The organism is Acinetobacter sp. QJM3NY_42 (assembly GCF_056173745.1).
On record NZ_CM149689.1, the window covers coordinates 693,318 to 713,721 of the forward strand.

The 20,404-nt window shown below is 43.1% G+C and carries 20 protein-coding genes and 1 pseudogene; 13 read left to right on the plus strand and 8 right to left on the minus strand.

Annotation, left to right across the window (positions count from 1 at the left end; all coding sequences use genetic code 11):
* The first annotated feature begins 18 nt into the window (after positions 1 to 18).
* The 4 genes from AC0VYT_RS03220 (at position 19) to AC0VYT_RS03235 (ending at position 4,707) form a co-directional block, all read left to right on the plus strand.
* Entirely contained in the window at positions 19 to 651 is a 633-nt protein-coding gene (locus AC0VYT_RS03220; protein ID WP_005404936.1) for a TetR/AcrR family transcriptional regulator, read from the plus strand.
* Positions 652 to 802: 151 nt separating this feature from the next.
* On the plus strand, positions 803 to 2,488 hold the full coding sequence (locus tag AC0VYT_RS03225) for an AMP-binding protein (RefSeq protein ID WP_005016010.1): 1,686 nt from the start codon (positions 803 to 805) through the stop codon (positions 2,486 to 2,488).
* A 226-nt stretch (positions 2,489 to 2,714) separates the two neighbouring features.
* Positions 2,715 to 3,914 carry a peptide antibiotic transporter SbmA gene (gene sbmA / locus AC0VYT_RS03230; RefSeq protein ID WP_005016009.1) on the plus strand — a complete coding sequence of 400 codons (1,200 nt, stop codon included), beginning with the start codon at positions 2,715 to 2,717 and terminating at the stop codon, positions 3,912 to 3,914.
* A 298-nt stretch (positions 3,915 to 4,212) separates the two neighbouring features.
* Positions 4,213 to 4,707: a hypothetical protein gene (locus tag AC0VYT_RS03235; RefSeq protein WP_005016006.1), complete on the plus strand. Its 495-nt coding sequence runs from the start codon at positions 4,213 to 4,215 to the stop codon at positions 4,705 to 4,707.
* A gap of 42 nt (positions 4,708 to 4,749) precedes the next feature.
* On the opposite strand, the gene yddG is transcribed toward AC0VYT_RS03235, so the two are convergent.
* Both yddG and AC0VYT_RS03245 read right to left on the minus strand, forming a co-directional pair.
* Complete coding sequence (gene yddG / locus AC0VYT_RS03240) at positions 4,750 to 5,685, minus strand: aromatic amino acid DMT transporter YddG (RefSeq protein ID WP_005016001.1); 936 nt, start codon at positions 5,683 to 5,685, stop codon at positions 4,750 to 4,752.
* A 110-nt stretch (positions 5,686 to 5,795) separates the two neighbouring features.
* The gene (locus AC0VYT_RS03245; protein WP_005404938.1) at positions 5,796 to 6,023 is read right to left on the minus strand and encodes a hypothetical protein; all 228 of its coding nucleotides are present in this window, start codon (positions 6,021 to 6,023) and stop codon (positions 5,796 to 5,798) included.
* A gap of 330 nt (positions 6,024 to 6,353) precedes the next feature.
* Here AC0VYT_RS03245 and AC0VYT_RS03250 point away from each other — a divergent pair, with 330 nt between their 5' ends.
* Both AC0VYT_RS03250 and AC0VYT_RS03255 read left to right on the plus strand, forming a co-directional pair.
* Positions 6,354 to 6,623 (plus strand): hypothetical protein, encoded by a 270-nt coding sequence (locus AC0VYT_RS03250; protein ID WP_144745098.1) that lies wholly within the window; start codon positions 6,354 to 6,356, stop codon positions 6,621 to 6,623.
* Between the two features lie 2 nt (positions 6,624 to 6,625).
* Positions 6,626 to 7,597, plus strand: a complete 972-nt coding sequence (locus tag AC0VYT_RS03255) for an LPO_1073/Vpar_1526 family protein (RefSeq protein ID WP_005015999.1) — start codon at positions 6,626 to 6,628, stop codon at positions 7,595 to 7,597.
* Positions 7,598 to 7,624: 27 nt separating this feature from the next.
* On the opposite strand, the gene gatB is transcribed toward AC0VYT_RS03255, so the two are convergent.
* From gatB to gatC, 3 genes are read right to left on the minus strand one after another with little or no spacing between them, the layout of a single operon-like run.
* The gene (gatB, locus tag AC0VYT_RS03260; protein ID WP_005015997.1) at positions 7,625 to 9,106 is read right to left on the minus strand and encodes an Asp-tRNA(Asn)/Glu-tRNA(Gln) amidotransferase subunit GatB; all 1,482 of its coding nucleotides are present in this window, start codon (positions 9,104 to 9,106) and stop codon (positions 7,625 to 7,627) included.
* Complete coding sequence (gatA, locus tag AC0VYT_RS03265) at positions 9,106 to 10,584, minus strand: Asp-tRNA(Asn)/Glu-tRNA(Gln) amidotransferase subunit GatA (protein WP_005015992.1); 1,479 nt, start codon at positions 10,582 to 10,584, stop codon at positions 9,106 to 9,108. Before gatA ends, gatB begins: the two co-directional genes overlap by 1 nt.
* Before the next feature lie 51 nt (positions 10,585 to 10,635).
* Entirely contained in the window at positions 10,636 to 10,950 is a 315-nt protein-coding gene (gene gatC, locus AC0VYT_RS03270; RefSeq protein ID WP_005015990.1) for an Asp-tRNA(Asn)/Glu-tRNA(Gln) amidotransferase subunit GatC, read from the minus strand.
* Between the two features lie 130 nt (positions 10,951 to 11,080).
* On the opposite strand from gatC, the gene AC0VYT_RS03275 reads away from it, so the two are divergent.
* From AC0VYT_RS03275 to AC0VYT_RS03300, 6 genes and pseudogenes are all read left to right on the plus strand, one after another.
* Positions 11,081 to 12,121, plus strand: a complete 1,041-nt coding sequence (locus AC0VYT_RS03275) for a rod shape-determining protein (protein ID WP_005015988.1) — start codon at positions 11,081 to 11,083, stop codon at positions 12,119 to 12,121.
* Positions 12,122 to 12,136: 15 nt separating this feature from the next.
* Positions 12,137 to 12,995 (plus strand): annotated as a pseudogene (gene mreC / locus AC0VYT_RS03280) (rod shape-determining protein MreC).
* A complete protein-coding gene (mreD, locus tag AC0VYT_RS03285; protein ID WP_005015983.1) occupies positions 12,982 to 13,473 on the plus strand; it encodes a rod shape-determining protein MreD in 492 nt (163 codons plus the stop codon). Before mreC ends, mreD begins: the two are co-directional and overlap by 14 nt.
* Positions 13,461 to 14,027 (plus strand): Maf-like protein, encoded by a 567-nt coding sequence (locus tag AC0VYT_RS03290; RefSeq protein WP_034430080.1) that lies wholly within the window; start codon positions 13,461 to 13,463, stop codon positions 14,025 to 14,027. The genes mreD and AC0VYT_RS03290 overlap by 13 nt, the downstream gene beginning before the upstream one ends.
* 38 nt (positions 14,028 to 14,065) lie before the next feature.
* Complete coding sequence (gene rng / locus AC0VYT_RS03295) at positions 14,066 to 15,520, plus strand: ribonuclease G (RefSeq protein WP_005015970.1); 1,455 nt, start codon at positions 14,066 to 14,068, stop codon at positions 15,518 to 15,520.
* A 134-nt stretch (positions 15,521 to 15,654) separates the two neighbouring features.
* A complete protein-coding gene (locus tag AC0VYT_RS03300) occupies positions 15,655 to 15,828 on the plus strand; it encodes a PA1571 family protein (protein ID WP_005015969.1) in 174 nt (57 codons plus the stop codon).
* Positions 15,829 to 15,864: 36 nt separating this feature from the next.
* Here the strand turns inward: AC0VYT_RS03300 and AC0VYT_RS03305 are convergent, their stop codons facing one another.
* On the minus strand, positions 15,865 to 17,250 hold the full coding sequence (locus AC0VYT_RS03305; protein ID WP_005015966.1) for a WS/DGAT/MGAT family O-acyltransferase: 1,386 nt from the start codon (positions 17,248 to 17,250) through the stop codon (positions 15,865 to 15,867).
* A gap of 199 nt (positions 17,251 to 17,449) precedes the next feature.
* The gene (locus tag AC0VYT_RS03310; protein WP_005015964.1) at positions 17,450 to 18,184 is read right to left on the minus strand and encodes a phosphoadenylyl-sulfate reductase; all 735 of its coding nucleotides are present in this window, start codon (positions 18,182 to 18,184) and stop codon (positions 17,450 to 17,452) included.
* A gap of 199 nt (positions 18,185 to 18,383) precedes the next feature.
* Between AC0VYT_RS03310 and thrH the strand changes: the two genes are divergently transcribed.
* Entirely contained in the window at positions 18,384 to 19,001 is a 618-nt protein-coding gene (gene thrH, locus AC0VYT_RS03315; protein WP_005015962.1) for a bifunctional phosphoserine phosphatase/homoserine phosphotransferase ThrH, read from the plus strand.
* A 69-nt stretch (positions 19,002 to 19,070) separates the two neighbouring features.
* Here thrH and AC0VYT_RS03320 read toward each other — a convergent pair whose 3' ends face one another.
* On the minus strand, positions 19,071 to 20,291 hold the full coding sequence (locus tag AC0VYT_RS03320) for an OmpP1/FadL family transporter (protein ID WP_005024893.1): 1,221 nt from the start codon (positions 20,289 to 20,291) through the stop codon (positions 19,071 to 19,073).
* Positions 20,292 to 20,404 lie beyond the last annotated feature (113 nt).

A 20,404-nucleotide genomic window follows, 5' to 3' on the forward strand; every position in this document is an offset into this window, starting at 1 on the left:
GTAAATAATATTTTTCTTATGAACTATAAAAGATCTTCTCTGATGGAAGAACGGATGGCGCAGAACCGGCTGGCCATTTTACAGGCTACACGTGACCTGACTGCTCGTGGGGGATTTAAAGATGCCCAGATTAATGCCATTGCAGAACTGGCCGGTATTTCAAGCGGTCTGGTCTACCGTTACTTTAATTCAAAAAACCAGTTACTGGTGGAAGTCCTGACCGACGCTGCCATGCAGGAAATCCGCATTCTTGAGTCCATTTACCGGGAAGACCTGCCGCCAAAAGAAAAACTGTTTAAGGCAGTTACAGCCTTTGTAAAACGCGCACTTACCGGACCGCAGCTGGCTTATTCACTCATCTTCGAACCAGTCGATGTGGCTATCGAAATTGAGCGTGTACGGGTTAAGCAGCTAATCAAGAATGCCATTATTGATATTTTGAAAGAAGGTCAGGAAAGTGGAGATTTCAGTTTTGACGATGTCAATACCGCAGCCCTGTGTATTGTTGGTGCCATGACTTTTGCTGTAGTCGAGCCGATTGACCCGGCTCGCCGTAAAAAGTTTGATAAGCAGGACTTTGTCCGTTATGTAGCCGAGTTCTGTCTGCAGGCAGTCGTTCGTGCACCTCAACCGGTACAAGGAGAAAATTAACACCTAAACATGCCTGTTGTATGGATAAGAAAGAACTGAACAAAGAATTGCACATAACAATACGTAAAACACAATGAAAACCGGGGTCATGTATCGACCCCTAATAACAATCTGAAAAACACAATGACAATGAATCAAGGAGTAGGATTCAATGACAGATACACAATTAAGTTATGCATCTGGTGCAAGTGAGCAACCTTTACTGGGCATGACCATTGGACAGAAATTTGATCAGGCATGTGCGCAATATACTGCACAGGATGCCGTTGTCTCGGTTCACCAAAATCGTCGCATCAGTTATGCAGAATTGAGAACACTGGTTGATGCCTTTGCCTGTAATCTGCTTGAGCTGGGACTAAAAAAAGGTGATCGCCTTGCAATCTGGGCACCCAACTGTGTGGAATGGACTATTGCACAGTTTGCCACGGCTAAGGCAGGTATCATTCTGGTCAACCTGAATCCATCTTATCGCAGTCATGAACTTGAATATGTGCTCAACAAGGTATCCTGTGTTGGCCTGATTATGGCAGTACAGTGCAAAACAAGTAACTTTAAGGAAATTTTACTCAAGATTGTTCCTGAGCTGCATGAAACTCAAAGCCGTGAACTGTCTTTACAGCGACTGCCGCATTTAAAACATCTGATAAAAATTGATGATCAGGCTCATCCTGCTTTCCACTGTTTCGATGACTTACTGACTTCACCTACCTCAGAGCAGTTGCAGGCGCTGCAAAATATCGGTCAGGAATTACAATTCGATGAAACTATTAATATCCAGTTTACATCTGGTACTACCGGTAACCCCAAAGGGACCATGCTGACCCATAACAATATTCTGAATAATGGCTATTTTGTTGGTGAACGAATTTTACTTACCCCGCAGGACAGAGTATGTATTTCGGTACCACTATTTCACTGTTTTGGTATGGTCATGGGAAATCTGGCCTGTGTAACTCATGGTTCTGCAATGGTCTATCCATGTGATGTGTTTAATCCACTTAGCAGTTTAAAGGCTATTGAACAGGAAAAATGTACGGCTGCTTACGGTGTGCCTACCATGTTTATTGCCATGCTGGAACATGAGCAGTTTAACGAGTTTGACCTGAGCAGCCTGCGTACCGGAATTATGGCGGGCAGTCCGTGTCCGCGTGAGATTATGCAGCGTGTGATCGACCGCATGCATATGTCACAAGTGACCATATGCTATGGCATGACTGAAACCTCGCCGGTAAGTGCCCAGAGTATGGTAGATGACCCGATTGAAACCCGGGTCAATACAGTGGGACGCATACATCCGCATGTAGAAATCAAGATTATCGACCGTAACGGCAAGATTGTACCGCGCGGCAAACTTGGCCAACTATGTACCCGGGGCTATTCAGTCATGCTGGGCTATTGGGAAGATGAAGAAAAAACTAAAGAAGTGATTGATCAGACTGGCTGGATGCATACCGGAGATCTGGCGGAAATGGACCAGCAGGGCTTTATCCAGATTAAGGGCCGTATTAAAGATGTCGTCATTCGGGGAGGGGAAAACCTGTTCCCTAAAGAAATAGAGGATTTTTTATATACTCATCCCGATGTGTCTGATGTACAGGTTGTAGGTGTGCCTGACCAGAAATATGGTGAGGAACTTTGCGCCTGTATTATCCTGCATCCGCATAGTAATACCAGTGAAGAAATTATCCGACAGTACTGCAAGGAACATATCTCGCACCAGAAAGTGCCGCGTTATATCCGGTTTGTAACAGCTTTTCCTTTAACTGCTTCAGGCAAAGCCCAGAAATATAAAATCCGTGAAATGATGCAACAGGAACTCAATTTAAAGGTTTCCTAATCTGGTGCACTTATAAAAAGCAGGGCACTGGCCCTGCTTTTTGTGATATTTAGCATCTTAAATACTGATGCTGACAGTCAAAGAAGAACTGCTGGAAACCTGCTATAGAAAAATAATAAACTAAAAATGACCGGTCCATTCATCAAGAGACTGGTACTTGACCAGCCACACGTGTAATTTATCAGTTCAATGCCGTTTATAAAAAATAAAAGGAATCACAGGTTGCATGTTTAAATCTTTTTTTCCACAACCCAAAGTATTTTTTCTGTCATTGCTGTTCTGGTTCATAGTCAACCTGCTGCTCTGGTATGTAGCAGGCGGACGGGAGTGGGGAAGCTGGCTGGGCTTTCCATCAGATTATGCTCAGGCTGAACTGCCCATTGGGGTTAGCCGGTTCTGGTCTCCGGCATTTCTCTGGTTTTACCTGTGGTTCTTCGTAGCTACTGCGATCTTTGCCATTTTTTGGCGATTTAAAGCAAATCATCCCTGGCAGCGCTGGTCGGTATGGGGCTCGGCATTTATTCTGTTTAATATCTGGTTTAGCGTACAGGTCAGTGTAGCCATTAATGCCTGGTATGGGCCATTCTGGGATTTAATTCAGCGAATGCTGAGTAGCGGTGGCGGTAATATCCGTGACCTGTATATGGGTACCTTGACCTTTTTATATATTGCCATGGTAGCAGTGACTATTATGGTCATTAATGCTTTCTTTACCAGTCATTATATCTTTCGTTGGCGTACCGCAATGAATGAATACTATACCGCGCATTGGGACCGGTTACGTCATGTTGAAGGAGCATCACAGCGGGTTCAGGAGGACACCATGCGTTTTGCCACTATTATGGAAGATTTAGGGGTCGAGCTGATTAAAGCGGTTATGGTTCTGGTTGCATTCCTGCCAATCCTATTTGAGCTCTCCCGGCATGTACCGGAATTGCCGCTGGTGGGGCAGGTAGAACACTCACTGGTCTGGGCAGCCATTGTCTGGGCTATCTTTGGTACGGTTCTGCTCATGGTGGTGGGTGTCAAGTTACCGGGCCTTGAGTTTAATAACCAGAAAGTTGAGGCAGCTTACCGTAAAGAGCTGGTATATGGTGAAGACTATGCAGACCGAGCCCAGCCGGCAACCTTAAAAGAGCTGTTTTCCCGAGTACGCCAGAACTATTTCCGTTTATATTTTCATTACGCCTATTTTAATCTGGTGGCAACCTGGTACCGCCAGCTTGATATCCTCTACAGTCTGGTCGTGCTTTTCCCTGCTATTGCAGCCGGCAAGATGACTTTGGGCCTGATCAACCAGATTGGTAATGTTTTCGATAAAGTCCGTGAATCATTTCAGTATCTGATTATGTCCTGGAAAACGATTATCGAGCTGTTATCGATCTATAAACGTCTCAAGACCTTTGAAGCCGTATTAGATGATTAAAGCTGCTTTTACTCCACCCGCTTCGGCGGGTTTTTTTAATATAAAGAATCTGGTCAATTCCCTATATACCGGTTTTGCTGACTATAAGCCGCAGTCTGTTATTACGCTACAGTTCCCTGCTTATTGTTATTAAGGAATTAGAAAACTTTTGATGTCTACGGAACATTGTCTTCATGGTTTCTCTATAAACTTTCTAATGCACCTATTTACACAGTCATAACAGGTAAACCAACAGCCGGTATGCTACAAATAAACGGTTTTATGTAATTGGCCCAATATTAAAAAGCAGGGAAATACTATGGCGCTTATATCCTTGAGCAAGTTTCGCGGACTTTTTATAGGGGCAACCTTACTAGGGGCCTCTCAGATTGCATTGGCTGGCCCAACGGTGGATCAGCTCAGTAACTGTTTGATGAAATCGACCACCCCCACCGATAAAACCGTAGTTCTGCAATGGACCTTTGTGGCATTGGGCAATCATCCCGACTTAAAGGCCTTTAGTAATGTGACGGCGACACAAAAGGAAGCATTAGATAAGAATCTGGCCACTGTGCTGCAACGCATACTGGTAGAGCAATGTTCGGCACAGACCAAGGCGGTGATTCAGACTGAAGGTTTGCAGGCGGTGGGAGATAGTTTTCAAGAGTTAGGCAGTATTACAGGTGAAGAAATTCTTAAAACGCCTGAAATTAAACAGCAGCTTAATGGTGTTCTGAAATATGTAGATTTGAATAAGCTGGTAACAACTTTCTTGACGCCGGATCTTTGGAATAAGTTGGGTGTTACCCGTTAAAATCTCGGATAAAAATAAGTTGTATAAGTAAAAAGCTGCGGTTCAAGTTTGTCTTAACCGCATCGTGATAAAACGTTGTTTAAGCTCATGCCAATTGGTCGAAATCCAGCACACAAAAGAACCCAAAGTCACCATGATTGCCCCAAGCCAAAAGGTTTTCGATAGAGGTGTTTGTAAAATCCACATCGACATGATGGATGAAAATATTGGGCTGAAATAAGACAGCGTGACCAGCATGGTGATATTGCCTCGGTTAATGCCAATATTCCATGCGGCATAACCTAAACCTGTCACGGTAGAGACCATCAGCATATACATCAATGTTGTGGCATCAATCTGAACGATGTGTACAAATTGCTCAGGATGTAGTACGAGCATTTTGAGCCACAGCACTAGACTGGTGGCAATAAAAAAGAGGCTAATCGGGTTATGTCCCTGACTGTATTTTTTAGTCATCACACAATACAGTGACCATAAACTTGCGCCTACAAATGCCAGTCCATAACTCAGCGGATTACTTTGCATATGGCTAATCACCGCAGCAAGATCAATCGTACCATTCCCGGTTTGAATATAGAACACGCCTGCAAGGCTAATCCCTAAACCTAAAATCACCCACTTATTGAAGTTCAGTTCTTTAAATAGAATCAGCATCAAGATGGTCATACTTGGCCACAGGTAATTGACCAAGCTGATTTCTATGGCTTGTTGTGCGTTTTGGGCAAGGGCAATGGCATAGGAAAAGCAGATTTCATAGACCACAAATAATGCCGTTGCACCAAAGAGATATTTGCGTGGAATGATTTTCAAGTTGGGAATGCGAAATAGGGCAAACAGCAGTACCGCACTTAAGCTATACATAAACAGCACAGCTAAATCTGCACCAATATTTGCACTAACTTTTTTGAGTAAACCCACGATAGACGACCACTGTAAGATGGCACTAAAGCCGATCAGGGTGGCGAGGTTCTTGGACATGTTAGTGAGCGGGATGGGAGAATGCGCAGATTCTATTCTAATTAATCAATTTCCAATATGGGAAAAGTGGCATTTTCTGAGCAGATTTCAAATTTCCGTTAAGAATAGCTTTATGATTTGAATATCCCGATGATGAGTTTAATGATCCAGAAAATCGGTGTAAAAATTAGCTCGATACCATTGGAAAGGTTGGCTAACTTGGAGTCTCGACTGCTTCGAGTTTTAGAGGGTGTAGTGATTTTGCTACGGGACTTGGGATGAAGCAGAAGCAAGATAATGAGCAGAATAAAGATCCCAAGACCAAAGAAAATATAGAGCTGTAATTGTTCAGGTGTCATTTTTATTTTTCTTCGGTTTGTTTTTGATTTTATAGCATGTTTTAAATCCTCTCCCTAGTCCTCTCCTTTAAAAAAGGAGATGGAACATCACGTATCGATTTGATTACACGACAAAATCCCCTTTTTTCAAAGGGGGATTTAGGGGGATTTAGGGGGATTAGCGAACTTTGGTAAGTCCTAAGTCTTCGAGTTTGGCGATAGAGGATACTTTTTTGAAGGTCATTATTTAATATAAAGCAGTAAATGAATATTGGGGATTCAGGAAACTTTCTATAATTACCACAAGATTTTGATATAAAATAATTTTATTTGATAATTAAACGAAGTAGTTTGAAAATTTTATATCTGTTAGTCGCTATTGCTTGGGTTTTGACAGTAGGCAGCGCAATTTATTTTAAAATTGATTGGATAGGTTATGATTACAACACATGGGCTATTATATTCTCGGCTTTACATGGCTTGTTGGCAGCTATAATTGCGATGTTCGGAAGCAATTCGGGAGTTAGAAATTCAGCGAAAGCTTCTAACGGCTCAACAGTTATTCAGGCAGGCCGTGATATAAAATTAAAGGAAAAAGTTAAAAGTAAGAGTGAAAAGTAAGAATGTTAGAAAAGGTTAAAATGGAGGCAGAGGCTTCAGAAAATAGTACTGTTCAGCAAGCAGCTCGAGATATTTATAATGGCCCAACTTTATTGCAAATTATAGAAACTATTGACTACCAGATAGAAAAAAGAGTTCCTGAACTGTTACTAGTACATGGCCCACAATTAATAGAAGCTGAAAATCAAAAAGTACAAGCAGAAATTCAACAATTTAAGCAAAGTATAAATACAATGCTAGAGTCAAAACTCACCACTAGTTCTAACTCTGATCAAGAAGCGATAAAAATTCTTTCAAAAGTGACAGATGCAAATTTTCAATATCTATTTCATGAGGGACTAAAAAATATTATTAGGAGAAAAGAGAATTCGTCTAAGCAACTCTTAATTGAACTATTATCAAAAAAATTAGATTCAGATGAAGCAGATGATAATAGCTATATTCTTGATGATGCAATTGAGACATTAAGTAATATTTCAAAAAATCAAATCAATTTTTTAGGTTTTTTAACTGCTATTAGAAATTTGACTATTAATATTACATATCAAGGAGAGGATTTTAACTGTCGAAATTTGGTAAGTATGTTAAATCAAAAAGGCTTACAACAAGATGAGATCGAAAAGATTAAAAATCTTTCTTTTACAGAGTATTTGAAAGGCTTAAATACTTTAACTGAATATTTTTTAAGTCTTTATCCCGCTTCTGTTGATGTTGATTATTTGGCATCAAAGGGTCTAATATTTACGGAAACTAAATCATTTACATTAAAGAGTACTGATTTAATTCTTCAAAATCTATATGGGACTGAAAATTTCGAAAATCTCGAAAAAAATCTGGATATTTTAGTTCCTCGACTATCTATGTTACTTAACCACTATGGAGTTAAGAGTGTCGATGAATTACCCGCTTATAGTAGTAAAGGGCTAATAATCGGAAATATTATTTTTAATAAATTTCTAAAAAACCCGCTCTAAAGCGGGTTTTTTTAGAAAAAGATCAGATTAACCAATCAATTTTTTCATTAATTCATTTACTTGTGCAGGGTTGGCTTTACCCTTAGACGCTTTCATCACTTGACCAACAAGACCGTTGAAAGCTTTCTCTTTACCAGATTTATACTCTTCAACCATCTTCTCGTTGGCAGCAAGTACTTCCTTAATAATTGCTTCAATCGCGCCTGTATCAGTTTCCTGTTTCAAGCCTTTTTCCGCAATAATTTCGTCCGCAGTTTTGCCTTCTTCCCACATAAAGCCGAACACTTGTTTTGCGATCTTACCGCTAATCGTATTGTCTACAATACGCGCGATCATGCCGCCAAGTTTCTCAGCAGTCACAGGAGAGTCAGCAAGATCTAAGCTGGCTTTATTTAAAGCCCCTGAGAATTCACCCATCACCCAGTTTGCAGCAATCTTACCTTGCGCAGCACCGCCAGCAGCCTTAACGACTTCTTCGTAGAACTCTGACATTTCACGAGTCAGCGTTAATACGTGTGCATCGTACTCAGTCACACCAAAGTCAGCTACGAAACGCGCACGACGTGCAGCAGGAAGCTCAGGCATGGTCGCTTTAATTGCTTCGATTTGCTCATCAGCAATAATGACAGGTAACAAGTCTGGGTCAGGGAAGTAGCGGTAATCGTTCGCTTCTTCTTTTGAACGCATTGAACGCGTTTCCATCTTCACAGGGTCAAATAAACGTGTTTCTTGGTCAATCGTGCCATCCCATTCAAGGATTTCCATTTGACGTTCGATTTCCACGTTAATCGCTTGTTCAATGAAACGGAATGAGTTGAGGTTTTTCAACTCACAACGTGTACCGAACGGTTGACCCGGACGGCGTAAAGACACGTTACAATCGGCACGGAACGAACCTTCTGCCATGTTACCGTCAGAGATCCCTAACCAACGCACTAGCGTGTGAATCGCTTTAATGTAGGCAACCGCTTCTTCAACTGAGCGCATATCCGGTTCAGATACGATCTCTAAAAGTGGCGTACCTGCACGGTTCAAGTCAATGCCTGACATGCCTTCAAACTGGTCATGGATTGATTTACCAGCATCTTCCTCAAGGTGCGCACGCGTCACGCCAATGCGTTTAACTGTACCATCTTCAAGCTGGATGTCGATATGACCCAAGCCCACAATCGGATTGTCCATCTGGCTAATCTGGTAACCTTTTGGAGAATCCGGGTAAAAGTAGTTTTTACGTGCAAACACAGATGCTTGGTCAATGTAGGCATCAATACCCAAACCAAAGCGAATCGCTAAATCCACTACTTCTTTGTTGAGTACTGGCAATACGCCCGGCATGGCCAGATCAACCAGGCTGGCTTGTGTATTTGGGTCTTGACCGAATTCAGTCGATGAACCTGAGAAGATTTTCGATTTGGTCGCAAGTTGAGTGTGAATCTCGATCCCAATAACGACTTCCCAACCATCAATCAGGTTGGACTTCGGTTTAGCCGATTTTTGAGCTTGAGCCATTATGCATTCTCCTCAGCAATTGCCGCACGTTGGGTGTGCCAGTCGGTTACCTGCTGATACTGGTGTACTACAGACAGCAGTTGTGACTCAGACCAGTAATTACCAATCAGTTGCAGGCCTACAGGCAGCTGGTTGGCATCGAAACCAATTGGCGCATTAATAGCTGGCAGACCGGCAAGGTTGACCGCAAGGGTATAGATATCGCCCAGATACATGGCTACCGTATCTTGTGCAGCACCCAGCTGATAGGCAGTAGTTGGCGCACTTGGAGCTGCAATCACATCGACCTGTTCAAAGGCTTTCAGAAAATCCTGCTGAATCAGGCGACGAACTTTCTGGGCTTTGACATAGTAAGCATCATAATAACCGGCTGACAGGGCATAGGTTCCAATCAGGATCCGGCGCTGGACTTCTGTACCAAAACCTTCCGAACGCGAACGTTTGTAAAGATCCATCAAGTCCACCGGATTTTCACAGCGATAGCCATAACGCACGCCGTCATAACGTGACAGGTTGGATGAGGCCTCGGCCGGAGCAATCAGATAATAAGTTGGAACGTAAGCCTCAGTCATGTTTAGGTCAATTTCAACCAGAATCGCGCCCATTTCTTCGAGCTTTTTCAATGACTCTTCAACACGCGCTTTCACTTCAGCATTCAACCCATCAACCTGAAAATACTGCTTAGGAATACCAACACGTAAACCTTTAACAGAAGCTGTATTCAAGTTGGCTACATAATCATCGACTTCCTGATTCATGGAGGTCGAGTCTTTTTCATCATGGCCGGCCATGACATTCATCAAATAAGCACAGTCTTCAGCAGAACGTGCCATCGGGCCACCTTGATCCAGTGACGAGGCATAGGCAATCATTCCGAAACGGGATACACGGCCATAGGTAGGTTTCAGACCAGTGAGACCACAAAAAGATGCAGGCTGACGGATTGAACCACCGGTATCGGTGCCGGTGGCAAACGGAGCAAGATCTGCTGCCACAGCCGCTGCCGAACCACCCGATGATCCACCCGGTACACAGCTTAAATTCCACGGGTTTTTGGTCGCACCGTAAAATGAATTCTCGGAGGTTGAACCCATAGCGAATTCATCCATATTCACTTTACCTAGTGTGACCAGACCGGCTGCTTTGCCCTTAGCAACTACGGTAGCATCGTAAGGGGAAATAAAGTTGTCCAGCATTTTAGAGCCGGCAGTGGTTTTAATACCTTGAGTACAGAAAATATCTTTATGTGCGATAGGTACGCCGGTAAGTACAGTTGCGGTACCGGTTTTAATCGCAGCATCAGCAGCATCAGCTTGAGCCAGTGCCTGTTCGGCAGTTACAGTGACATAGCTGTTAACCTGCGCATCAATTTTTTCAATACGGTTTAAATAGTGCTGAGTCAATTCGCGCGAGGAAAACTGGGCTGTTTTTAAGCCTTCGGCAAGTTCACGAATCGATAAACGATGCAAATCAGTCATGAGTTAAATTCTTTTAGGTTCAGTTTTGAAGTACAGAAGTTGACCAGATAATTATTCAATTACACGTGGAACCAGATACAGCCCCGCTTCAGTAGCTGGGGCAACTGCCTGATATTCTTCACGATGATTGGTTTCAGTCACAACATCCTGACGTAATGGCTGAGGGTGATCAAATGGACTTTTTAGCGGTTCAACACCCTCAGTATCGATTGCCTTTAAGGTATCCATCATGCCTAAAATTTTATTTAGACTTTGAGCATATTCAGCAGATTGCGTATCATTGAGCGAAAGACGTGCAAGATTGGCGATTGCTGAAACTGTTTGTGCATTTAAATCTGCAGAATGCTGAGCATCCGGTGTAGACATACCATCACCTAATCAGTATTAAAAAATTCAAAATATCGTGCGTTATAATAAGCGATTGACTTGTTCAACGCACTACATTTAGTTAAAGTTGCCACCTTGCGTCCACATAAAGTTTAACTGAGAACGACCCGTGATTCTAAAACGACTAATTGGCTTGTTTTCGCCGGATCTAGCCATTGATTTAGGTACAGCAAATACACTTATTTATGCACCAGGGCGGGGCATCATTCTGAATGAACCGACAGTTGTCGCGATCCGTCACAGTGGTTCACAGAAAATTGTTGCCGCCGTAGGCCTGGATGCGAAACAGATGCTTGGACGTACCCCGGCAAATATTTCTGCCATACGTCCGATGAAAGATGGCGTAATTGCCGACTTTGAAGTAACTGAGACCATGCTGAACCAGTTCATTGGCAAAGTCCATGAGAAGCGCCTGTTTCCACCTGCACCACGTGTTGTGGTGTGTGTACCATGCAAATCGACACTGGTTGAGCGTCGTGCTATTCGTGAAGCGGTATTTAATGCAGGTGCGCGTGATGTCCGCCTGATTGAAGAGCCGATGGCGGCTGCAATCGGTGCAGGTATGCCGGTTGAGCAGGCGTGTGGTTCTATGGTGGTTGATGTTGGTGGCGGTACCACTGAAATTGCGATTATTTCCCTACAGGGTTGTGTGTACGCAGATTCTCTACGTATTGGTGGTGATGTTTTTGATGAGCAGATCATTAATTATGTGCGTAAAGCACATGGTTGCGTGATTGGTGAAACGACTGCGGAACTGATCAAGAAAGAAGTGGGTATGGCGATCGGAGACGGTACAACACTTGAAATCGAAGTGCGTGGCCGTAACCTGGCTGAAGGCGTTCCCCGTTCAATTACCGTAACCTCTGATGAAATTACTCAGGCCATTGCTGATCCGCTTTCCAATATTGTCAGTGCAGTAAAATCGGCACTTGAACAGACTCCACCAGAGCTGTCCTCTGATATTGCCGAGCGCGGAATTGTGCTTACAGGCGGTGGTGCATTGCTGCGTAATCTGGACAAACTGCTGGCTCAGGAAACCGGACTGCCTGTTATGGTTGCAGAAGATCCACTGACCTGTGTGACTCGCGGTGGCGGTAAGGTACTCGAATTCTTCGATAATCCGAATCATGATATGCTGTTTGTAGGTTAAGTTAGGAACCAGGCGGTGCAACCGAATCTTTTTTCAAGACAACCGCCATCTTTTCGCTCATTCATCATAGCGGTGATCACCTGCCTTATTGTGCTGTTTTTTGACTGGCGCATGCCGCATGTGGTGCAACCTGCCAGGGAAGTCCTGTACGCTGCATATAATCCTATTTATGCACTGGCAAGCTATCCCGTGTTGTCGAGAGAATGGCTGAGTCAACAAACCAAATCTGAAGCCCAGCTGCGCCGTGAAAATACTGCGATGCAGGCCGAGCTGTTACAGGCTCAGGTGCGTCTACAAAAATTGTCAGAAGCTCTCTGCCGAGAATACACGTTTACGCGGTCTGCTCGATACACCACTTATTATTGATGGTCGTATGGAAATTGCAGAAGTCATCGGTACTGATGCTGATCCCTTACGGCATATCATTATTATTAACCGGGGAGCCAGCAATCAGCTCAAGGTGGGGCAGACTGTGCTGGATGACCGTGGAGTAATGGGGCAGATCATTGATGTCTATCCACATTCTAGCCGTGTAATGTTGCTCTCGGACAAGGAACATTCGCTATCTGTACGTCTGGAACGGACCGGTATGCGTGCTATTGTGGCAGGAACAGGTGATCTCGGGCTGCTGAAAATGGAATACGTGCCGACCAGTGCAGATATCAAACCAGGAGACAAAATCTATACTTCAGGTTTAGGTGAACATTTTCCGGCAGGTTATCTGGTGGGTACCGTATCTAAAGTCAGACGCCATAATTCAGGTGAGTTCGCCCAGATTCAGGTGGTTCCAGCTGCACAGCTGGCTGGTGGACATCATGTGGTGATCCTGTTTTCGGACTCTCTGGCGATGGAGCAACCCTATGCCAATCGCTAAGTTGCGTTATGAAAAGCGTAAAGATCCATTGATTGTCATTATCCTGTCAGTCATAGTCGGGTCAGTATTAATGGTCTATCCATTGTCTTATGACATTTCTGGATGGCGGCCATTATTTATGCTGATGATCATGCTGTTCTGGATATTGTGTCAGCCAAGCTGGACAGGTGTCTGGTTTGCCTTTGCAGTAGGCATTTTTACAGACTTGCTACGTGATGCGCCCCTGGGAATGAATGCACTCAGTTTTGTGCTGATCACCTTTGTCGTACGTTGGTTTACCCGTGAACGCCGGATTTTAACCTTTGGCAATTTATGGGTACTGACAACGCTAGCAATTTTTGCCCATCTGCTATTTACCTGGTTCACCCAGGTTATGGCGGGGCTGCATTTTTCAATTGCACGGCACTGGCAGCCATTGCTTAGCAGTATTTTGTGCTGGCCCATCCTTTATTACCTGCTGCGAAAATGGCGCATCTGATTCTGGCCTCAAGTTCGCCAAGGCGACAGGAGCTGCTCAGGCAATTAGGACTGGAATTCGATATTCACAGTCCTGATATTGACGAGAGCACAAGAGCAGGTGAAAGTGTCCCTGAGTATGTAGAGCGTCTGGCTCGTCAAAAAGCACAGGCAGTACTCGCACAATATCCTGAATCTGTAATTATTGCTGCTGATACCAGTCTCGGGCTGGATGGTACCATTATTGGTAAACCTGAATCGAAGCAGCATGCCTTTGAAATCTGGTCAAAATTATCTGGCAGACACCATGATGTTTTTTCAGGGGTCTGTATTGCCACATCCCGGCAGATTTCGAGTATAGTGGTACATACCCAGGTTGAATTTCAAACACTCAGTCCAAACGACATGGAGCATTATTGGGCGACCGGAGAGCCAGAAGGCAAAGCGGGTGCATATGCCATACAGGGCATTGCAGCGCAATATATTCCCCGAATTTTTGGCAGCTACACCAATGTAGTCGGGTTGCCGTTACATGAGACAATACAGTTATTAAAAGCAGTTAAGGCACTAAATTAACCGCTGGAAAGAATTTTTATAATGTTTTGAGTTTTAGTATGTCTGATGAGCTACTCATTAATGTCACCCCTATGGAATGTCGGGTCGCATTAGTTGAAAATGGTACGGTCAATGAACTGTTTGTTGAACGGACTGTCAAGCGTGGTCTGGTGGGAAATATCTATAAAGGCAAGGTAGTCCGTGTATTGCCTGGCATGCAGGCTGCTTTTGTCGATATTGGCCTTTCACGTACAGCTTTTTTACATATCAATGACATGATCTGGCCCCGCAACCAGTCTACTCCCAATGTATTTGAATTATTACAGCCCGGCCAGATTTTGACGGTACAGGTTATGAAAGATATGCTGGGTACTAAAGGCGCGCGGCTGTCTACTGACCTTTCAATTCCTTCCCGCTATCTGGTACTGATGCCATTTGGAAATCACATTGGGGTTTCACAGCGAATCGAATCAGAAGAAGAGCGTGACCGGCTGCGTTCACTGATTGAGAAAATTCAGCAACAGCACGATTTACCAGGTAGTGTAATTGTGCGTACGGCAGCTGATGGCGTCGATGAAGCAGATATTGCCCAAGATATGGCCTACCTTGCCAAGCTTTGGGAATATATTCAGCGCAAACAGCGTGCTACCACTGTCCCATCTCTGATTTTTGAAGAATTACCTTTGCCTCAGCGTGTTATCCGTGATCTGGCCAATGAAGAAACTGCCAAAATCTATATTGATTCGCGGGAAATCTATACCAAACTGAGCGAATTTATTGAAGAGTTCGTACCGGGTATGCAAGATCGTCTGATTCACTACCCAGGTGAGCGCCCACTTTTCGACTTGTATAATGTCGAAGAAGACCTGCAAAAAGCCTTGCAGACACGAGTGGCCTTAAAATCAGGTGGCTATCTGATGATTGATCAGACTGAAGCCATGACTACTATTGATGTTAATACAGGTTCCTATGTGGGCGGCCGTTCACTTGAAGATACGGTCTTTAAAACCAATATGGAAGCCACTCAAGTGATTGTCCGGCAGTTACGACTACGCAACTTGGGCGGCATCATTATTATTGATTTTATTGACATGCAGGAAGCGAACCACCGCAATGAAGTCATGCACCAGTTTGAAAAAATGCTGGAACGGGATCATGCCAAAACTAAAATTACACAAGTTTCCGAATTGGGACTGGTAGAAATGACCCGGAAACGAACTCGGGAGTCTTTAGAACATCTATTATGTGAAGCTTGCCCAACCTGTCAGGGACGGGGATATGTGAAAACAGCAGAAACAGTATGTTACGAGATATTTCGAGAAATTATGCGCTATGCTCGGGCATTTGAATCACAAAGTGGCTTTACAGTAGTTGCACATCCTGCAGTCATAGACCGTCTATTAACAGCAGAAGCACCAGCAGTGGCGGATTTAGAGCATTTTGTAAATCGGGTAATTAAGTTCCAGGTCGAAAATCTGTATACGCAAGAGCAATATGACATCATCTTAAGCTAAAGTTGTAACAGAATTTCGCTTAATCCTTGTTACAACTGAAATTTTACTTTCATGCATGAATTTTCAATACTAGATGCATTGGGTAGCCAAAGACTTTTCTCCCCTATGTAGTCTTAGCAAATGAGGTAAATGACATGAATGTTAGCGAAAGAATTATTCATAAAGGTTTTCAACACGTACTTGATTCAAAAAAAGTGAATACATGCTATATGCTTGATGATGATGGTCGAGAAATCCAGATTACTACTGCGATGATCCGCTCGGTTTGTCACCAGCTTTTAAAACAGTGCCGTACTATTAAAAAATAAGGGGCCTAATTTAGCCCCTCAATTTTCTATTGTTCTTTAACCTGTTACAGTCAGATTTTTCTCAAACGTTTCAGCTTCAATCAGTGATTCAAAACGTTGTATTTCATCTTCCAAATGGGTAAGCAGATTCTGCATTTTGGGTAATGCATTGCGACAGGCGATTAAGCCGACCTCGAGTTTGTCCAGATAACTGGTCATGGTAATATTTAAAGCTTGTCCATCTAGTACAATCGAAGCAGGAAAAAGTGCATCCAACTTTGCACCATTCCAGTACAAGGGTTCACGTGGACCCGGCACATTAGAAATTACCAAGTTAAAGGCCTGACGTTTAGGCATCATTCCTGAAAGTATATTAAGTCCTGCGGCAGAGTATACCAATGCGCTGTAATTCAGAATCTGACCTGATGTCATCCGTTTAAAGCGCTGTTTAGCATTTAGTACACTCCGGCGAATAGTTTCCAGCCGTTTCAGTGGATCTGCCTGATGTGTACCCAGATTGGCCAGAATCATGGTGATCCGGTTGCTCACATCTGAGTCATCATCCCGGATAGAAGCTGGAACCATGGCAATTAATGGCTTGGCCGGTAAACTGTTCTGGCTAAGAAGATATTCACGTAAAGCACCCGAACACACTGCCAGAATTACATCATTAATAGTTACATCCAATGCACTTGCGATACTACGCAAACGGTTCAACTCAAAAGATTGTGCTGCAAAACGTCGTGAAGCACTGACCCGCTGATTGAGTATACTTTTCGGTGCCTGAAAGCTAGAAACATAGTGCGGATTACGGCCCATATCTTTCATCACTGTCTGTGACAGTTCATACATTACTTTAGGTACAGCTTCAAACTGGTCTTTAAGTAATCCAAGAATTTTCTTTGTACTTCCTTTTTTAGCTTCTTTAAGGCGTTTGGCTCGTGGGCCTTCTACACACCATGGCGGTACAATACTTTTAGCCTGCTGGTCTTTAGATAGTGATTTTTCAACCAGTCGCATTCCTGCAATTCCATCAACCATGGCATGATGAATTTTGAAGTACATAGCAAATCGGTTGCCTTCAATACCTTCAATAATATTACAGGTCCAGAGCGGTTTTGCGCGATCAATAAGTGTACTATGTTCTTGAGAAATATAAGCTAATAGTTCGCGAATACGTCCTGGATGAGGCAGTGAAATATGGCGGAAGTGATGATCCAGATCAAACTCTTCATCTTCATCCCAAAACAGGCCACTTAGCCGGTTATTAAAGGGTGGTATCGGAATTGATTTTGAGTTACGAATATCCTGTACCAAATCTTGTATAAAAGTCGCGGGTGCATGTTCAGGAATTTCAAACAGGAATAGACCGCCTACATGCATGGGCTGTTGACGTTTTTCTAATGATAAAAAAATGAAATCAATTGGGTGTAATGGACGCATAGCGTTGATTGCCTCACTGCAATGGATCTGTCAGCTCTTATTGAGCTGCTCATTGTTAGAATTATAGAACACGCGTTACAGTATATAATCTTTCAGTCCAGACGCAGCATAAATTTATGTGAATTCATCAGTTAAATAAAAAACCGCCCAATCAACTGTTAAGACTCTCAGTTAGGTATGAGCGGTTTTTTGACTGATATTACTTCTTTAAATTACCAGCATGCAGACCACATTCTTTATGGGTGGCTTCTTCCCACCACCAGCGCCCTTCACGTTCATGCTGATTTGGTAAAACAGCTTTAGTACAAGGTTCACAGCCGATTGAGATAAAACCACGTTCATGCAGGGCATTATATGGAATTTCCATTAAACGGATATAACTCCAGACATCACTGCTTGACCAGTTGGCCAGCGGGTTATACTTGATTAACTGTTTACCCGGCCCAGAAAAACCTGTGTCTGCCTGAACTACTGGTATTTCAGTACGGGTTCCCGGACTCTGGTCACGACGCTGACCGGTAATCCAGCCATCTAAAGTCGCTAGTTTCTTGCGTAATGGCTGAACTTTACGAATACCACAGCATTCCTGATGGCCATCAACATAGAAGCTAAACAGGCCTTTACGATTTACCATATCGAGTAAGGGTTCTGCTTCAGGAAAACAAATTTCAATTTCAATGTTGTAATGATTGCGGACTTTTTCAATAAACTGATAGGTTTCTGAATGCAGCCGGCCAGTATCCAGACTGAATACCCGAAATGGTTTTCCCAAGCGGGAGGCCATATCAATCAGGACTACATCTTCAGCCCCTGAAAATGAAATAGCAATTTCACCTTCCTGACTCAAGGCAAGTTCCAGAATCTCGCTTGGAGATTTGTCAGCATATTCAGATGCCAAGGCATCCACTATATCAATGGTTGGGATAGCAGTCATGAAGGCTCCTGGCTCAAAGGCTTGGACGCTGTAAAAATATATATTCACTAAAGTGCAATACATTTTAAGGGAAATGAAATAAGCTGCTTAGCACATTAACTACAAAGCTTATGAATAAAACTGATTAATAAACAGTTGCACAAAATATATCGGGTTAATGCTATGATAATCCGATTTTTTTATGATGCTTGGAGAATTCATGGAAATTGTATGTCTCGATCTTGAGGGGGTATTAGTCCCGGAAATCTGGATTAACTTTGCAAAAAAAACAGGGATTAAAGAACTAGAAGCCACTACTCGAGACATTCCTGACTACGATGTCCTGATGACTCAGCGTTTAAATATCTTGAAGCAGCATGGTTTAGGCTTAAATGATATTCAGGCCGTAATTGCAGATATGGGTCCATTACCCGGCGCCAAAGAATTTGTAGAGTGGGTCCGTACCCATTTCCAGCTGATTATTTTATCTGATACTTTCTATGAATTTGCCCATCCATTGATGCAACAGTTGGGCTGGCCTACTATTTTTTGTCACAAGCTGGAAACAGATGAAAAAGGCATGATCACTGCCTATAAATTACGTCAGCCAGACCAGAAACGTGAGGCAGTAAAGGCACTCCACAACCTGAACTTTCGTGTAATTGCAGCAGGGGACTCGTATAATGATACAACCATGCTGGGTGAAGCAGACCATGGTTTCCTGTTTGATGCGCCAGAAAATGTAATCGCTGAGTTCCCGCAGTTCCAGGCAATTCATGGTTACGCTGCTTTAAAAGAGGCAATCCGTTCAGTGTCACTGCGCGATATTCCAGCTTAAGATTTTATAAATAAGCTTAAAAAAGGGCACTTGAAGCGCCCTTTTTCTATAAATTGTCTAATGAGATTTTTAGAATTTGTAACCAATATTTAGACCATAAGCGATAGCATGATTACTTTCAAAAGTACCTGCCGCCGTATGAGCACCTGTTACTGCATCAGCATCACCTAACCAGAAGTATTTTACACCTGCACCAATAAAGTAATTTTCAGCCGGTGAAAAACGTACGCCTGTACCTATACTCCAGTAACCTTCAGTTGGGCCTAGAGTTGTTACAGGATTACCTGCACCAGAATCCCAACCTACTGATACATTACCTGCCCACAGATCATTAAATTTACGACCTACACCGACCGTTGCTGAAATCTGATCATCTTTATAGTCAATCAGATTAAAGCCATTTGGTTTGCCAAGAGCTGGAGTTGATTGACCAAGGACTTGCGATAACTTGCCGAATTTATAAGGTTGAACTGCAAACTTGGACCATTCTACCCATCGTACATTGGCAAATGCGACAGTATTTTCCATAATGCCCGTTTGAAAATCGATATTAACTGACTGTGGCGTGGTTAATTCAGTACGTCCAGAAGTAGCACTAATCTGGTTCATTGCACCATCAAGTCGAGGATTACCAGTGAGTCCTGCCGCGCCAAAATTCTCATAAGCATTCATATCATGCTCAATTTCAGAACGATAGGTTATAGCAGCTTTTAGGGCAATCTCAGGAATTTGATAAGCAATACCAGCCAGCCAGCCTACCGATTCGTCTTCACCTGTTTTTAAATCATATCCATTGAAGGCGCTATAAGCATTACCGCGTAATTTCACCGTACCATCAACTGTCTGATAAACAGCACCTGCATACAAATTCCAGTTTTGAGTAGGCTGATAGCCAATCAGAAAATTCAGGTTTTGAGTATCTACTTCAACGGTAGTACCACCTTTAAATGGAACCATACGGTTTTCAACAAAGTTATTATTTCCTTTGTACTCGGCATCAGCACCAAATGGCTGATCATAGATCAGACCAAGTGAAATTTTATCAGTAGCCTGAATTTTCAAAGCCGCTGATGGGAAATAGTAGTCACCAGCCATATCACCAGCAACATTCCCATTTGCGTCAGTACCTGAAACATCAGGATCAAGGATAGAAATACCTGCCTCAAAATAGTTTCCAGGCTGTAAAAATGCCTGAATAGATTGACCTGAACGGTCTAAACCACCCGCATTAACCGCAGTGAGAGGGAGTGAGCTAAGAAGAATAGCGGAATAAATTTTATTGAGCTTCATGGTCTTTCCCTGATGCCATCTGTAACAAAAAAGTTGAAGGAAAGTAACACAAAACAAAAAAGAGTAAATGCTCAGCTCGGTCTAAAAAATGAACTGATGAATGCAAGAAATAT

What these genes read in the sequence shown, in the direction of transcription:
- AC0VYT_RS03220 (WP_005404936.1), top strand. Translation starts at nt 19, where the DNA reads ATGAACTATAAAAGATCTTCTCTGATGGAAGAACGGATGGCGCAGAAC.
- AC0VYT_RS03305 (WP_005015966.1), bottom strand. Translation starts at nt 17,250, where the DNA reads ATGCGTCCATTACACCCAATTGATTTCATTTTTTTATCATTAGAAAAA.
- AC0VYT_RS03310 (WP_005015964.1), bottom strand. Translation starts at nt 18,184, where the DNA reads ATGACTGCTATCCCAACCATTGATATAGTGGATGCCTTGGCATCTGAA.
- AC0VYT_RS03290 (WP_034430080.1), top strand. Translation starts at nt 13,461, where the DNA reads ATGGCGCATCTGATTCTGGCCTCAAGTTCGCCAAGGCGACAGGAGCTG.
- gatC (WP_005015990.1), bottom strand. Translation starts at nt 10,950, where the DNA reads ATGTCTACACCGGATGCTCAGCATTCTGCAGATTTAAATGCACAAACA.
- AC0VYT_RS03245 (WP_005404938.1), bottom strand. Translation starts at nt 6,023, where the DNA reads ATGACACCTGAACAATTACAGCTCTATATTTTCTTTGGTCTTGGGATC.
- AC0VYT_RS03255 (WP_005015999.1), top strand. Translation starts at nt 6,626, where the DNA reads ATGTTAGAAAAGGTTAAAATGGAGGCAGAGGCTTCAGAAAATAGTACT.
- AC0VYT_RS03235 (WP_005016006.1), top strand. Translation starts at nt 4,213, where the DNA reads ATGGCGCTTATATCCTTGAGCAAGTTTCGCGGACTTTTTATAGGGGCA.
- AC0VYT_RS03300 (WP_005015969.1), top strand. Translation starts at nt 15,655, where the DNA reads ATGAATGTTAGCGAAAGAATTATTCATAAAGGTTTTCAACACGTACTT.
- yddG (WP_005016001.1), bottom strand. Translation starts at nt 5,685, where the DNA reads ATGTCCAAGAACCTCGCCACCCTGATCGGCTTTAGTGCCATCTTACAG.
- gatA (WP_005015992.1), bottom strand. Translation starts at nt 10,584, where the DNA reads ATGACTGATTTGCATCGTTTATCGATTCGTGAACTTGCCGAAGGCTTA.
- rng (WP_005015970.1), top strand. Translation starts at nt 14,066, where the DNA reads ATGTCTGATGAGCTACTCATTAATGTCACCCCTATGGAATGTCGGGTC.
- AC0VYT_RS03225 (WP_005016010.1), top strand. Translation starts at nt 803, where the DNA reads ATGACAGATACACAATTAAGTTATGCATCTGGTGCAAGTGAGCAACCT.
- AC0VYT_RS03320 (WP_005024893.1), bottom strand. Translation starts at nt 20,291, where the DNA reads ATGAAGCTCAATAAAATTTATTCCGCTATTCTTCTTAGCTCACTCCCT.
- thrH (WP_005015962.1), top strand. Translation starts at nt 18,384, where the DNA reads ATGGAAATTGTATGTCTCGATCTTGAGGGGGTATTAGTCCCGGAAATC.
- gatB (WP_005015997.1), bottom strand. Translation starts at nt 9,106, where the DNA reads ATGGCTCAAGCTCAAAAATCGGCTAAACCGAAGTCCAACCTGATTGAT.
- mreD (WP_005015983.1), top strand. Translation starts at nt 12,982, where the DNA reads ATGCCAATCGCTAAGTTGCGTTATGAAAAGCGTAAAGATCCATTGATT.
- sbmA (WP_005016009.1), top strand. Translation starts at nt 2,715, where the DNA reads ATGTTTAAATCTTTTTTTCCACAACCCAAAGTATTTTTTCTGTCATTG.